This window comes from Streptomyces sp. NPDC001380 (genome assembly GCF_042895785.1).
GTDB lineage: Bacteria > Actinomycetota > Actinomycetes > Streptomycetales > Streptomycetaceae > Peterkaempfera.
In genome coordinates this window covers 80,327-94,433 of record NZ_JBIAWP010000014.1, presented here as the reverse complement: position 1 = coordinate 94,433, position 14,107 = coordinate 80,327, and the positions used below count along the sequence as shown (strand labels likewise).

The window sequence follows — 14,107 nt, the reverse complement described above, 5'->3', positions numbered from 1 at the left end:
TGCTGCCACGCGCGTGAGGCCCTGTCAGTACCCCGGACGGCGGTCGGGCCGAAAAAGTGTGGCGCAGGACACACACGCGCCGCCGGGGGTCCCGGCGGCGCGTGCGGCGGCGGGGTGGCGCGCGGGTCAGGCGCGGCGGGCCCGGTTGACGGCGCTGACGATGGCCTTCAGCGAGGCGCGGACGGTGTTGGCGTCCATGCCGACGCCCCAGAGCACCCGGCCGTCGACGGCGCACTCGACGTACGCGGCCGCCCGGGCGTCGCCGCCCTGGCTCAGCGCGTGCTCGGCGTAGTCCAGCACCCGTACGTCCACGCCGATCCCGGCCAGGGCGTCGACGAAGGCGGAGACCGGGCCGTTGCCGGAGCCGGTCAGGACGGTCTCCCGGCCGTCGACGACGGCCTCGGCGGTCAGCACGTCGTGGCCCTCGTCGGTGTTGAGCCGCTGGGCGCTGCGCAGCGAGATGCGGCCCCAGGGGGCGCCGGGGACGGGCAGGTACTCGTCCTCGAAGACGGACCAGATGGCGTCCGGGGTGATCTCGCCGCCCTCGGCGTCGGTCTTGGCCTGGATGATCCGCGAGAACTCGATCTGCATCCGGCGGGGCAGGTCCAGCTTGTGGTCGTTCTTCAGGACGTAGGCGACGCCGCCCTTGCCGGACTGGCTGTTGACGCGGATGACGGCCTCGTAGGAGCGGCCGACGTCCTTGGGGTCGATCGGCAGGTACGGCACGCCCCACGGCTGGTCGGCGACGCTGCGGCCGGCGGCGGCCGCGTCGGCCTCCAGGGCCTCGAAGCCCTTCTTGATGGCGTCCTGGTGGGAGCCGGAGAAGGAGGTGTACACCAGGTCGCCGGCGTAGGGGTGGCGCTCGGGCACCGGCATCTGGTTGCAGTACTCGGCGGTGCGTCGGATCTCGTCGATGTCGGAGAAGTCGATCTGCGGGTCGACGCCCTGGGAGAAGAGGTTCAGGCCGACGGTGACCAGGTCCAGGTTGCCGGTGCGCTCGCCCTGCCCGAAGAGGCAGCCCTCGACGCGGTCGGCGCCGGCCATGACGGCCAGCTCGGCGGAGGCGACGCCGGTGCCGCGGTCGTTGTGGGGGTGCGCGGAGAGGCAGACGTGCTCGCGGCGCGACAGGTGGCGCGACATCCACTCGATGCGGTCGGCGTAGACGTTCGGGGTGGAGCGCTCGACCGTGGTGGGCAGGTTGAGGATGATCTCGCGGCCCTCGCCGGGCTGCCAGACGTCCATGACCGCCTCGCAGACCTCCAGGGCGAAGTCCAGCTCGGTGTCGATGAAGATCTCCGGCGAGTACTCGTAGCCCAGGACGGTGTCGCCGCCCAGGATCTTCTCGCCGTACTCCATCACCAGGCGGGTGCCGTCCACCGCGATCTGCCGGACCTCCTCGCGGCTCGCGCGGAAGACCACCCGGCGGAAGAGCGGCGCGGTGGCGTTGTACAGGTGCACGGTGGCGCGGGGCGCGCCGGCCAGCGACTCGACGGTCCGCTCGATCAGCTCCTCGCGGGCCTGCGTCAGCACCGAGATCGTGACGTCCTCGGGGATCGCGCCGTCCTCGATGAGGGAGCGGACGAAGTCGAAGTCCGTCTGGCCGGAGGAGGGGAAGCCGACCTCGATCTCCTTGTAGCCCATGCGGACCAGCAGGTCGAACATCTGGCGCTTGCGGGCGGGCGACATGGGGTCGATCAGGGCCTGGTTGCCGTCCCGCAGGTCGGTGGAGAGCCAGCGCGGCGCCCTGGTGATCACCTGGTCGGGCCAGGTGCGGTCGGGCAGGTCCACGGTGGGGAACGGCGCGTAGCGGTGGACCGGCATCCGCGAGGGCTGCTGGCGCACGGTGGCGGCGGTGATCGGGGTGGGGCGCCCGACGTGGGCGCGGGCGGCGGACTCCGACTGGGTCATGGCGGTGGTTGCTCCTCTGGCGACGGGCTGGCCGGACGGGGGTCCGGCGGGCCGACGGCTGCGGCGGTGCGCGCAGCACCGGTCCCCGCGGCGAGGGAGCCGGCCTCGTGGTCTACAGGCCCCCGCCGCGGCAGCTAAGAAGAAGCAGCCCGTAGCGCATGATGCCGCCCAGCGTAACCCAGCCCCCGCGCGCACCGCAGGGACGTCCCGCCACGTGAGACACGGGCGGACGCGCCGCAGGCGGGCCGGGGGCGGACCGCGCCGACACCCCGGCGGGCTGCGGAAACGATCCCTCCTCGCCGCTCCGGGGGAATCAGCCGCCCGGTCCGGTGACAACGCGTGGCCCCGCGGGGACCCTGGGCGCATGGAACCCACAGCCCACGGCGCCGCGGACCGCACCCCGGGAGGCCGCGCCTGCTTCTGCACCATCGTGCCGCCGCACGTCCTGGACCGGCTGGCGGAGGCCGGCGACGCCGCGGTCCGGGACGCCGCCCGGCGCTCCCTCGCCCTGGACGCCCGGCACCGGGAGAACCGCGTCCTCGCCCGCCGCGCCGCACCGCCGCCCGCGGCCGCCGGCGACCGCCCCGAGCGGACCGTCCGCGACGCCGGCCACACCGAGCACCTGCCCGGCCGCACGGTGCGCCGCGAGGGCGGCGCGGCGGTCGCGGACGGCTCGGCGAACCGGGCGTACGACGGCCTCGGCGCCACCTTCGCCCTCTACCGCGAGGTCTACGGCCGCCGCTCGATCGACGGCGCCGGACTGCCGCTGGACGCGACCGTGCACTACGGCCGCGACTACGACAACGCCTTCTGGGACGGCGAGCGGATGGTCTTCGGCGACGGCGACGGCGAGGTCTTCGGCGACTTCACCCTCCCGCTGGACGTCATCGGCCACGAGCTGACCCACGGCGTCACCCAGTACACCGCCGAGCTGGAGTACCGGGGCCAGTCCGGCGCCCTCAACGAGTCGCTCTCCGACGTCTTCGGCTCCCTGGTCAAGCAGTACGCCCTGCAGCAGACCGCCGACCGGGCGGACTGGCTGATCGGCGCCGGGCTGCTGGCGCCGCGGGTGCACGGCGTGGCGCTGCGCTCCATGCGGGCGCCCGGCACCGCCTACGACGACGAGGTGCTGGGGAAGGACCCGCAGCCCGCCACCATGGACGGCTACGTGGACACCCGGGACGACGACGGCGGGGTGCACATCAACTCCGGCATCCCCAACCACGCCTTCTACCTGGCGGCGACCGCGCTCGGCGGCAACGCCTGGGAGCGGGCCGGGCAGGTCTGGTACGACGCCCTGACCTCGCCGGGGCTGCGGCCGGACGCCGACTTCGCGGCCTTCGCGGCGGCCACGGTGGAGGCGGCCCGCGCCCGCTACGGCGAGGGCCGGGAGGCGGACGCGGTGGCCAAGGGGTGGGCGCAGGTGGGCGTCACGGGGTGACCGGGGCCGGCCCGGCCGCCGGCGGGGCGGGCGGCGGGGCGGGGCGCCCCGGCGGCCGTCCCGCGCCCGCCGGCACCGGCCCGTCGCGGCAACCCCTCGCCAGACCGGCCCGCCGGATAGCAGACTGGCACCATGCGCATCAGCGTCACCCGCACCGGCGGGCTCGCCGGGATCGCGCGCCGGGCCGAGCTGGACACCTCCGCACGGACCGACGCGCCGCACGTCCACGCCCTCGTCCGGGAGGCGATGGCCTCCGGCCTGCGGACCCGGAGCTTCGGCGTGCCCGACGGCTTCCACTACGAGATCACGGTGGACGGGCGGACGGTGCACTGCGCCGACCCGCGCCTGACGGAGGCCCAGCGGGAACTGGTCTCCCTGGTGCTGCAGGAGGGCGCCTGACCCCGCCGGCCGCCCCCTGCCGGGCAGGGCGTCAGAAACCGAGCTTGCGCAGCTGCTTGGGGTCGCGCTGCCAGTCCTTGGCGACCTTGACGTGCAGGTCGAGGAAGACGGGCGTGCCGAGCAGGGCCTCGATGTGCTTGCGGGCGGTGGTGCCGACGTGCTTGAGGCGGGAGCCCTTGGCGCCGATGACGATCGCCTTCTGGCTCTGCCGCTCGATGTAGACGTTGGCGTGGATGTCCAGCAGCGGCCGGTCGGCGGGACGGCCCTCGCGGGGCAGCATCTCCTCGACCACCACGGCGAGGGAGTGCGGCAGCTCGTCGCGGACGCCCTCCAGGGCGGCCTCGCGGATCAGCTCCGCGACCATGACCTGCTCGGGCTCGTCGGTGAGGTCGCCGTCCGGGTACAGGGCCGGGCCCTCCGGCAGCAGCGGGACCAGCAGGTCCGCCAGCAGGCCCACCTGCCGGTCGCCGACGGCGGAGACGGGGACGATCTCCGCCCACTCGATGCCGACCTCCCTGCCGAGCTGGTCGACGGCGATCAGCTGCTCGGCGAGGCGCTGCGAGTCGACCAGGTCGGTCTTGGTGACGATCGCGACCTTGGGGGTCCGCTTCACCTCGGCCAGCTCCTTGGCGATGAAGCGGTCGCCGGGGCCCAGCTTCTGGTCGGCGGGCAGGCAGAAGCCGATGACGTCGACCTCGGCCCAGGTGCTGCGGACCACGTCGTTGAGCCGCTCGCCGAGCAGGGTGCGCGGCTTGTGCAGGCCGGGGGTGTCCACCAGCACCAGCTGGGCGTCGGACCGGTGGACGATGCCGCGCACCGAGTGCCGGGTGGTCTGCGGGCGGTTGGAGGTAATGGCGACCTTCGTCCCCACCAGGGCGTTGGTCAGGGTCGACTTGCCCGCGTTCGGCCGCCCGACGAAGCAGGCGAAGCCGGCGCGGAAGGGGGCGCCGCCGGAAGGGGGAGTGAGGCTCATGGCGACCATTGTCCCCGACCGGGAGGGGTGCCGCGCACACGCGCCCTCCGCCCCGGGGCCCCCGCGGACCGGCCGCTACTTCTTCTTCCTGCCGCTCCCCAGGGAGTGCAGGACGCCCGCGACGGTGAGGACCGCGACGGTGATGGACGCGGCGAGCCAGCCGGGCGACCCGGTCTCGTGCCAGATGCCCATCCCCCACAGCACCACCAGCGCGGCCGCGATGAACGCGCAGCCCCCCATGCCCTCCGCCCCTCCCCCGCGGGCGCTCCCTGCGCCCGCACCGGGAGCCTAGCCCCGGTCGGACAGGTGTCCAACCGCGCGCCGCCCCCGGCGGGAGCGCACCCGGCCGAGGGCCCACCGGGCGGCGGAGACCGCGGCCAGCACGGCGAAGAGCCCCAGCACGACGGACGCGGCCGCGTCCCAGCCGTCCCGGACGCCGTGGTCGCGGAGGCGCACGGCCCACCTGAGGAGCACGAAGGCGCTCCACAGGGCGACCAGGGCCTCCCGGACCCGCGGGCGGGTCCACCGGTCGAGCCGCGACCCGGGTCTGCGGACCATCAGGCGGGCGTGGTGGACACCACCGTGCCGTCGGGGCCGGCCAGCAGGACCGGCGTCCCCGCCCCGCCCAGGTCGCGGACGGCGGCGAGGTCGGCCTCGGCCGGGGCGTCGGCGGCGGTGACCACGGCGGCGGCCTCCAGGCCCTTGGCGCCGCTGGCGACGGCCATGGCGACCGCGGTCTGCAGGGCGGTGAGCCGCAGGGACTCCAGGGCGACCGTGCCGGCCACGTAGGTGCGGCCGGTCTCGTCGCGGACCGCCGCGCCCTCGGGGACGCCGTTGCGGGCCCGGGCCGAGCGGGCCAGGGTGACGATCTTCTTGTCCTCCGGGTCCAGCCCGGCTGCGGCGTCGCTCATGGCCCCGAGCATAGCGATCACCGCGCCGGGCCGTCCGGCCGAGGCCGCGCCGCCCCGGGAGGGCGGCCCGGAGTCCGGGGTCAGCCGGCGGGGTGCGGCTCCTCGTGCTCCTCGGCGGCCTGCGCCGCCCGGTCCTCGCCGTGCCCGCGGCCCCCGCCGCGCCGCACCGGCTCGGCGAGGACGGTGCCGATGCGGTTGCGGCGGCCGGCGGAGGACTCGGCGGTCAGGCGCAGCGCGGTGATGGGCACCGCGTCGTCCTCCGGGAGCGGCACCTCGCAGGAGGCGCCGGGGATGGGGACGCGGCCCAGGTGCTTGGCGAGGAGGCCGCCGACGGTCTCGACGTCCTCGTCGGCCAGCTCCAGGCCGAAGAGCTCGCCGAGGTCCTCGACGGGCAGCCGGGCGGTGACCCGGTAGGTGCCGCCGCCCAGCTCCTCCACGGGCGGGGCCTCCCGGTCGTACTCGTCGGTGATCTCGCCGACGATCTCCTCCAGGACGTCCTCGATGGTGACCAGGCCGGCGGTCCCGCCGTACTCGTCGATGACGATGGCGACGTGGGAGCGCATCTGCTGCATCTCGCGCAGCAGGTCGCCGGCCGGCTTGGAGTCGGGGACGAAGACGGCGGGGCGCATGACCGAGGAGACCGGCTCGGACTCGGCGTCGCGGTTGATGTGGGTGCGGCGGACCAGGTCCTTGAGGTAGACGATGCCGACGACGTCGTCCTCGTTGTCGCCGACCACGGGGATGCGGGAGAAGCCGCTGCGCAGCGCCAGGGTGAGGGCCTGGCGGACGCTCTTGTGCCGCTCGATGAGCACCAGGTCGGTGCGGGGCACCATCACCTCGCGGACGATGGTGTCGCCGAGCTCGAAGACCGAGTGCACCATGCGGCGCTCCTCGTCCTCGATCAGGGCGTCCTTCTCGGCGAGGTCGACCAGGGCGCGCAGCTCGGCCTCGGAGGCGAAGGGACCCTCCCGGAAGCCCTTGCCTGGGGTGAGGGCGTTGCCGAGCAGGATCAGCAGCCGGGGGATGGGGCCGAGGACGCGGGCCAGCGGCAGCAGCACCACGGAGGCCGCGGTGGCGGTGTTCAGGGGGTGCTGGCGGCCGATGGTGCGGGGGGAGACCCCGACCATGACAAAGGAGACCAGCACCATCACGCCGATGGCGACCAGCACCGCGACCCAGGTCGAGGCGAAGCCCCGCACGCAGACGACGGTGACCAGGACGGCGGCCGCCATCTCGGAGCCGACCCGGATGAGGGTGGCCAGGTTGAGGTAGCGGATGGGGTCGGTGGCCAGGGTGAGGAGCCGGGCGGAGCCGCGCCGCCCGGCGCGGACGGCCTCCTCGGCGCGGAACCGGGACACCCGGGAGATGCCCGCCTCGGCGCAGGCCGCCAGCCATCCGACGATGACCAGCAGGACCGCGCCGATGACGAACGACGTCGTGTTGCCGCCCATGTGCGTCTGTCAGCTCTTCCGTGTGCCCGTTGCCGGGACTGCTCGTGCGGGGTGCCCGCGCGGGATGGCCCGTGCGGGGTGCTTCGCGGGTCCGTCCGGTCTCAGCGGACGGTGGGGGCCGGGGAGGGGCCCTCCAGGCCGCGGGAGGCACGCCAGTCGTCCAGGATGCGCTTCTGCAGGCCGAACATCTCGCGCTCCTCCTCGGGCTCCTCGTGGTCGTAGCCGAGGACGTGCAGCACGCCGTGGACGGTGAGCAGCTGCAGCTCGTCGTCCATGGAGTGGCCGCCGGCCTTGCCCTGGCCGAGCGCGACCTCGGGGCAGAGCACGATGTCGCCGAGGAGGCCCTGCGGCAGCTCCTCGCCCTCCTTGCCGGGGCGCAGCTCGTCCATGGGGAAGGACATCACGTCCGTGGGGCCGGGCTCGTCCATCCACTGGATGTGGAGCTGCTCCATGGCGTCGGAGTCCACGAGGATCACCGACAGCTCGGAGAGGGGGTGGATGCGCATGCGGTCCAGGGCGTAGCGGGCGACGTCGAGCACGGACTGCTCGTCGACCTCCCAGCCGGACTCGTTGTTGACGTCGATCGACATGGTCGGTGGGGCTCTCGGCTCTCAGCTGTCGTTGCGGCGGGGCTGGCGGGGTGCGCGGCCGCGGGGGCGGTGCGCGGACGGGTCCCCGGCGTCGGCGGGGTTCTCGGCGTCCCAGCGCTCGTAGGCGTCCACGATGCGGCTCACCAGCTTGTGGCGGACCACGTCGGTGCTGGTGAGGAGGGAGAAGTGGATGTCGGGGACGTCGGAGAGGATCTCCTGGACGACCTTCAGCCCGCTCCTCGTGCCGCCGGGGAGGTCGACCTGGGTGACGTCACCGGTGATGACGATCTTGGAGTTGAACCCGAGCCGGGTGAGGAACATCTTCATCTGCTCGGGGTTCGTGTTCTGCGCCTCGTCGAGGATGATGAACGCGTCGTTGAGGGTGCGGCCGCGCATGTACGCGAGCGGCGCCACCTCGATCGTCCCGGCGGCCATGAGGCGCGGGATGGAGTCGGGGTCCATCATGTCGTGCAGCGCGTCGTAGAGCGGGCGCAGGTACGGGTCGATCTTCTCGTACAGGGTGCCGGGCAGGAAGCCGAGCCGCTCGCCGGCCTCGACGGCGGGGCGGGTCAGGATGATCCGGTTGACCTCCTTGGCCTGGAGGGCCTGGACGGCCTTGGCCATGGCCAGGTAGGTCTTGCCCGTGCCGGCGGGTCCGATGCCGAAGACCACGGTGTGCCGGTCGATGGCCTCGACGTAGCGCATCTGGTTGAGGGTCTTGGGGCGGATGGTGCGGCCGCGGCTGGAGAGGATGTTGGCCGTCAGCACCTGGGAGGGGTTGTCCGACGCCTCGGGGTGGGAGGGGTCGGCCGCCGCGCTCCGGAGCATGGCGATGGAGCGCTCCACGGAGTCCTCCGTCAGGGGCTGGCCGGTGCGCAGCACCAGCATCATCTCGTTGAACAGGCGCTGCACGAGGGCGGTCTCGGCGGCGTCGCCGGTGGCGGTCACCTCGTTGCCGCGGACGTGGATGTCGACCCCGGGGAACGCGGCCTCGATGACCCGCAGCAGGGAGTCCGCGGAGCCCAGGACGGTCACCATGGGGTGCTTCTCGGGGATCACGATGCGGGCGCGTGCCGTGCCGCCGTCGTCCACCGCGGGGCCGCTGCCGTTGCCGCGGGGCTGCGCGCCGTCGGTGCGCGGTCCGGTGGTGCGGGCCCGCCGGGCCCCGCTGTCTGGTGTCGCAGTCATGGGTCGGCCGCTGGGGCCTGCCTCATCCCCTCCGTCGTTCCGGTCCGCCGCTTCCGGCCTGGTACCCCCAAGGGTACGCCGAGGCACCGACGGCGGTACCGGGCGGCCGGGTCGGCCGCCGCCCGTCGATGCTCCGCCACGGGCGCCGCGCACGCCAGTTCTTTTCCGCTGCCCGCACGCCCCGGCCCGCGGTCCTCCGCCCGGATCCGGGCCGGGGCCGGGGCGCGCGGTCAGCGGCGGGGCGGCAGCGGCACCCGGGCGAGGTCCGCGGCGAGCACGATCTCGCCGTCGAAGTACGCGCGGGCCTCGGCAAGGTGCCCCTCCAGGTCGGGGTAGCGCTGCGAGAAGTGGGTGAGGACCAGGGTGCGCGCCCCGGCCTCGGCAGCGGTGCGGGCGGCCTGCGCGGCGGTGAGGTGGCCGTGGTCCTCCGCGAGCCGCGCGTCGGCCTCCAGGAACGTCGCCTCGATCACCAGCATGTCCACCCCGTCGGCGAGCGCGGCGACGCCCTCGCAGAGCCGGGTGTCCATGACGAACGCGAAGCTCTGGCCGGGCCGCGGCTCGCTGACCTCGGCCACGCCGACCGTGCGCCCGTCCGGCAGCACGAGGACGCCCTGCCGCTGCAGCCGGCCCACGTCGGGTCCGGCGATGCCGAGCGCCGCGAGCCGCTCGGGGAGCATCCGCCGCCCGTCGGGCTCGACCAGCCGGTAGCCGAACGACTCCACGGGGTGGCTCAGGCGCACCGCGCCGAGGGCGAACGGCATCCCCGGCGCCTCCAGCGGCCCGGCGGCGGCGATCGGCCGGGGCCGCAGCTCCACCGTCTCGTGGAAGGCGCTGGCGTGCCGCAGCCGCTCGAAGAAGTGGCCTCCGGAGGCGGGGAACCAGCAGTCCACCGGGTGCGGCACCCGGTCGAGGTTGAGCCGCTGGACGACGCCCGCCAGCCCCAGGCAGTGGTCGCCGTGGAAGTGGGTGACGCAGATCCGGGTGACGTCGGTGGCCGACACCCCGGCGTGCAGCATCTGCCGCTGGGTGCCCTCGCCCGGGTCGAAGAGCAGGCCCTCGCCGTCCCACCGCAGCAGGTAGCCGTTGTGGTTGCGGTGCCGGGTGGGCACCTGGCTGGCCGTGCCGAGCACGACGAGTTCGCGGGAGGACACGGCTGCGCCGCCCTCTCAGACGAGCATGGCGTGGAGGCTGTCCCCGCCGCCCAGGACGTGCGCGTGCGCGTGGAAGACGGTCTGCCCGGCGCCCTCGCCGGTGTTGAAGATGATCCGGTAGCCGGACCCGTCGACCTTCTCCAGGGCGGCGACCTCGCCCGCCTCGGCCAGGACCGCGGCCGCCTGCGCCGGGTCGCCGGCGGCCAGCGCCGCTGCGTTCGGATAGTGCGCCTTGGGCACCACGAGGACGTGCACGGGGGCCTGGGGGCTGATGTCGCGGAAGGCGAGGGTGGTCTCCGTCTCGCGGACCACCTCGGCGGGGACCTCCCGCGCCACGATCCTGCAGAACAGGCAGTCCGCCTGCGGCTCACCCGTCATCGGGCCTCCACTCTCCGCGCTCCGCGCCCTGGCCGGGCCGTACCCGCCGCATGCTATCGGCCCCCGGCCGGGCGGCCGCGGGGGCGGGGCCGCGGCGCACCGCGGCCCCGCCCCCGGGCGTCACAGCTCCGGCAGCGCCGGGGGCCGCTTCGCGGGCCGCTCCGCGAGGGAGGCCAGGGCGATCCGCACGCCCTCGGCCAGCTGCGGGTCCTCCCCCGCCGCCCAGTGGTGCGGCGCCATGACGACCTCGACGTCGGGGTCCGCGCCATGGTTCTCCAGGCCCCAGCCGTAGTTCTCGAACCAGGTCGCGTACTTCGGCTGGGTGACGCCGGTGCCGTCCACCAGCGAGTAGCGGCCGTCGATGCCGATGACGCCGCCCCAGGTGCGGACGCCGACCACCGGTCCGATGCCGAGCGCCTGGATGGCTGCGTTGACGATGTCGCCGTCCGAGCCGGAGAACTCGTTGGCCAGCGCCACCACCGCGCCGCGGGGCGCGTCGCTCGGGTACGGCTCGGCGGAGCGGACGCCGCGCGTCAGGCCCCAGCTGACGACGCGCCGGTTGAGCTTCTCGACCACCAGCTGCGAGGTGTGGCCGCCGCGGTTCTCCCGCAGGTCCACGACCACGCCCTCGCGCGCCATCTCCACCCGCAGGTCGCGGTGGAGCTGGGCCCAGCCGGCGCCGACCATGTCCGGCACGTGGAGGTAGCCGACCCGCCCCTGGGAGAGGCGGTGGGTCTCGGCGCGGCGGCCCGCCACCCAGTCGTGGTACCGCAGCGGCTCCTCGTCGGCGAGCGGCACCACGACGACCTGCCGGGGCGCGCCGCCGCCGGCCGGGGCGACGGTGAGCTCCACGGGGCGGCCGGCGGCCCCGGCGAGCAGCGGCATCGGGCCGGTGACCGGGTCGACGGGCCGGCCGTCGACGGCGGTCAGCGCGTCGCCGGTCCGGACCGCGACACCGGGCGCGGCCAGCGGGGAGCGGGCGCGCGGGTCGGAGGACTCGCCGGGCAGCACCCGGGCGACCCGCCACACGTCGCCGTCGCGGACCAGGTCGGCGCCGAGGAGCCCCTGCCGGCGGGCCTCATCGGCGGCGCGGCCGGGCGGGGAGACGTAGGCGTGCGAGGTGCCCAGCTCGCCCTGGACCTCCCAGAGGAGGTCGACCAGGTCGTCGTGGCTCCCCAGGCGGTCGACGAGGGGGCGGTAGCGGGCGAGCACGCCGTCCCAGTCGACGCCGTTCATGTCCTCGCGCCAGAAGTTGTCGCGGGCCAGGCGGCCGTTCTCGTCGAACATCTGCCGCCACTCGGCGCCCGGGTCGACGGTGGCGCGGACACGGGAGAGGTCGACGGTGAGGTCGTCGTCGGAGCCGTCGCCGGCCACCTTGCGGTCGGCGGGCAGGACCCGCAGCCGGCCGTGGTCGAGGACCGCGATGCGGCTGCCGTCGCCGGAGACCGCGAACGCGTCGAGGCCGTCGAGGAGCTCCTCGTCCTTGAGGGCCTTGAGGTCGTACCGCTCCAGGACGGGGCGCAGCTCGTCGGCCTCGGGGGAGGCCAGGTCGTCGCCGAGGACCCCGGCGACGGGGAGACGCGTCCACAGCACGCCGTCGCCCGCGGCGCGGAGGTCGCCGAAGCGGCCGCCGGGGACCGGGAAGGGCACGATGCGGTCGGCCAGGCCGTCGAGGTCCACGCGGGTGGCGGGCGCCCGTCCGGCGCCGCCGTCCTCGGCGTCCTCGCCGCCCTTGGGCTCCGCACCGCCGTCGCCGCCGCCGAACGGGCGGCCGTCCCGCTGCGGGCCGAACGGCGAGGGGGTGTCGGCGGCCAGGGTCAGCAGGTACGGGCGGCAGCCGGTCGGGAAGGACAGGTCGAAGACGTGGGCGTCGTAGACCGGGTCGAAGTTGCGGATGGACAGGAACGCCAGGTGGCGGCCGTCGGCGGTGAAGGACGGCGAGGTGTCGTTGAAGCGCAGCGGGGTCGCGTCGGCCACCTCCAGGCTCTCCGTGTCGGCGATCTTCAGCTGCCGCAGCGGCCAGGGGCCGGGGTGGGACCAGGCCAGCCAGCCGGAGTCGGGCGAGAAGGCCAGGTCGCAGACGTCGCCGTCCTCGCTGCGGGCGACCTCGCGGACCTCGCCGTCCTCCAGCCCGACCAGCAGCACCCGGCCGTCGTGGGAGGCGACGGCGACCCGGCGGCCGTCGGGGGCGGCGACGAGGTCCAGGACGCGGCCGAGCCTCCCGGCGGCGATCCGGCAGGGCGCGGCGCCCGGGGCGGCGCCGGTGGACGGCGCGTACTCCAGGGCGTCCTCGCCCTCGGCGTCCGTCACCCAGACGACGCCCTGCGGCTGGTCCCCTCCGGGGGCGCCGCCGGCCCGGGCCTCCTGGCCCGGGCCGGCAGCGCCGTCCTGGGCGTCCACGGCCTCGACGTCCCCGCCCCGGGCGTCCCCGGCGGGGGCGGCGGGGGCGGGGACGACGCGGGCGGGGACGACGCGGGCGAGGCGGGCCCGGACGCCGGGCTCCGCGGCCAGGGCCCGGACCGGGCCGTCGCGGTGGGTGACCCAGTGGACGGTGCCGCGCACGGTGACGGCGCTCGCGCGGCCGGTGCGGTCGGGGGAGGGCACCCCCAGGTGGTGCCCGGCGGGCACCGGGAACGGCTGGCGGCCGGTGCGGGGGCCGCCGAGCGCGACGTCCAGGCGGCGGGGCGCGCCGCCGTCGAGGGAGTCCAGCAGCCACAGCTCGCCGGCCTCGTGCCAGACGGTCCGGGTGCCGTCGGTGGTGGCGTTGCGGGCGTAGAAGCCGCCCTCGCCGTGCCGCCGCAGGTCGCCGCCGTCGGGGAGGCTGGACCAGAGGCGGGCGGTGCCGTCGTGGTCGGAGAGGAAGGCGATGCGGCCGCCCACCCACATCGGCGAGTCGATCTGGGTGTCGAGGTCCGCGTGCACGCGGTGGAACTCCCCGCCGGTGCGGCCGAGCCACAGCTTGCCCGCGGTGCCGCCGCGGTACCGCTTCCAGTGCGCGGGCTCCCGGCCCGTGCCGACCGGTCCGGCGGACAGCAGCAGGACCCGGGCGTCGCCGCCGTCGCCCTCCGCGCCGGGCTCGAAGGCGATGCCGCCGATCGGCCCGTACGGCAGCCTGCGCGGCTCCCCGCCGTCCAGCGGGACGGCGAAGGCCCAGGTGCGGCGGAGCGTGGACTGGCCGGCGGTGGTGATCGCGACCGGCTCGCCGCCGGGCGTCCAGCCGCGCAGCGCCGTTTTGGCACTGCCCCAGTGGGTCAGGCGGCGGGCGGGGCCGCCGTCGACGGGGGCGACGTGGATCTCGGGGGCGCCGTCGCGGGTGGAGGTCCAGGCGACCAGGCTGCCGTCCGGCGAGAAGCGGGGGTGGGCGACGGGGGTCCGGTCGGCGCTGAGCCGCCAGGCGCGGCCTCCGTCGAGGGGTGCGATCCAGACGTCGTCCTCGGCGACGAAGGTGACCAGGTCGCCGTGGAGGTGCGGGTGGCGCAGGTAGGTGCCGGGGTGCGCGGAGGTGCCGTGGGCTGCTGTGATCACGGCTGCCACCCTAGCCACGGGGTGTGGCGCGGGCCACGGGTTTCCCGCTAGGCGAACCGGACCGGCGGGAGGTTTCGGCGGGGCGCGGGCCCTGCCGGGCCGGTCAATCCTGCCGGACCGTCAGCCCTGCCGGCCCTGCCCGACCGTCCCCCTGCCGACCCGCCGGCCCTGTGGGACCGGCCGGCCCCGCAG

13 protein-coding genes are annotated in these 14,107 nt (G+C 75.4%); 2 read left to right on the top strand and 11 right to left on the bottom strand.

The features are described 5' to 3' along the window. Window positions 1–126 precede the first annotated feature (126 nt). On the bottom strand, window positions 127–1,908 hold the full coding sequence (gene leuA / locus ACFY07_RS18620; protein WP_390869746.1) for a 2-isopropylmalate synthase: 1,782 nt from the start codon (window positions 1,906–1,908) through the stop codon (window positions 127–129). 364 nt (window positions 1,909–2,272) lie between these two features. Here leuA and ACFY07_RS18615 point away from each other — a divergent pair, with 364 nt between their 5' ends. Together ACFY07_RS18615 and ACFY07_RS18610 are read left to right on the top strand one after the other, a co-directional pair. Then, the gene (locus tag ACFY07_RS18615) at window positions 2,273–3,349 is read left to right on the top strand and encodes a M4 family metallopeptidase (RefSeq protein ID WP_390869744.1); all 1,077 of its coding nucleotides are present in this window, start codon (window positions 2,273–2,275) and stop codon (window positions 3,347–3,349) included. Window positions 3,350–3,481: 132 nt separating this feature from the next. After that, a complete protein-coding gene (locus ACFY07_RS18610) occupies window positions 3,482–3,748 on the top strand; it encodes a protealysin inhibitor emfourin (protein ID WP_230649881.1) in 267 nt (88 codons plus the stop codon). Between the two features lie 31 nt (window positions 3,749–3,779). Here the strand turns inward: ACFY07_RS18610 and era are convergent, their stop codons facing one another. From era to ACFY07_RS18560, 10 genes are all read right to left on the bottom strand, one after another. Continuing rightward, window positions 3,780–4,730 (bottom strand): GTPase Era, encoded by a 951-nt coding sequence (era, locus tag ACFY07_RS18605; protein ID WP_390869742.1) that lies wholly within the window; start codon window positions 4,728–4,730, stop codon window positions 3,780–3,782. Window positions 4,731–4,796: 66 nt separating this feature from the next. Further along, on the bottom strand, window positions 4,797–4,961 hold the full coding sequence (locus ACFY07_RS18600; RefSeq protein WP_390869740.1) for a hypothetical protein: 165 nt from the start codon (window positions 4,959–4,961) through the stop codon (window positions 4,797–4,799). 48 nt (window positions 4,962–5,009) lie between these two features. Next, window positions 5,010–5,279, bottom strand: coding sequence for a hypothetical protein (locus ACFY07_RS18595; RefSeq protein ID WP_390869738.1), 270 nt, complete (start codon window positions 5,277–5,279; stop codon window positions 5,010–5,012). Continuing rightward, a complete protein-coding gene (locus ACFY07_RS18590) occupies window positions 5,279–5,644 on the bottom strand; it encodes a cytidine deaminase (RefSeq protein WP_390869866.1) in 366 nt (121 codons plus the stop codon). Before ACFY07_RS18590 ends, ACFY07_RS18595 begins: the two co-directional genes overlap by 1 nt. A 68-nt stretch (window positions 5,645–5,712) precedes the next feature. Continuing rightward, window positions 5,713–7,083, bottom strand: coding sequence for a hemolysin family protein (locus ACFY07_RS18585; RefSeq protein ID WP_230649894.1), 1,371 nt, complete (start codon window positions 7,081–7,083; stop codon window positions 5,713–5,715). 101 nt (window positions 7,084–7,184) lie between these two features. Next, window positions 7,185–7,673: an rRNA maturation RNase YbeY gene (gene ybeY, locus ACFY07_RS18580; protein ID WP_230649896.1), complete on the bottom strand. Its 489-nt coding sequence runs from the start codon at window positions 7,671–7,673 to the stop codon at window positions 7,185–7,187. Window positions 7,674–7,694: 21 nt separating this feature from the next. Continuing rightward, window positions 7,695–8,861: a PhoH family protein gene (locus ACFY07_RS18575; RefSeq protein WP_390869735.1), complete on the bottom strand. Its 1,167-nt coding sequence runs from the start codon at window positions 8,859–8,861 to the stop codon at window positions 7,695–7,697. Window positions 8,862–9,091: 230 nt separating this feature from the next. Next, complete coding sequence (locus ACFY07_RS18570; protein ID WP_390869733.1) at window positions 9,092–10,012, bottom strand: ribonuclease Z; 921 nt, start codon at window positions 10,010–10,012, stop codon at window positions 9,092–9,094. Between the two features lie 15 nt (window positions 10,013–10,027). Further along, a complete protein-coding gene (locus tag ACFY07_RS18565) occupies window positions 10,028–10,390 on the bottom strand; it encodes a histidine triad nucleotide-binding protein (protein ID WP_230649904.1) in 363 nt (120 codons plus the stop codon). A gap of 120 nt (window positions 10,391–10,510) precedes the next feature. Continuing rightward, window positions 10,511–13,915, bottom strand: a complete 3,405-nt coding sequence (locus ACFY07_RS18560; protein WP_390869731.1) for a PDZ domain-containing protein — start codon at window positions 13,913–13,915, stop codon at window positions 10,511–10,513. Window positions 13,916–14,107: the final 192 nt, after the last annotated feature.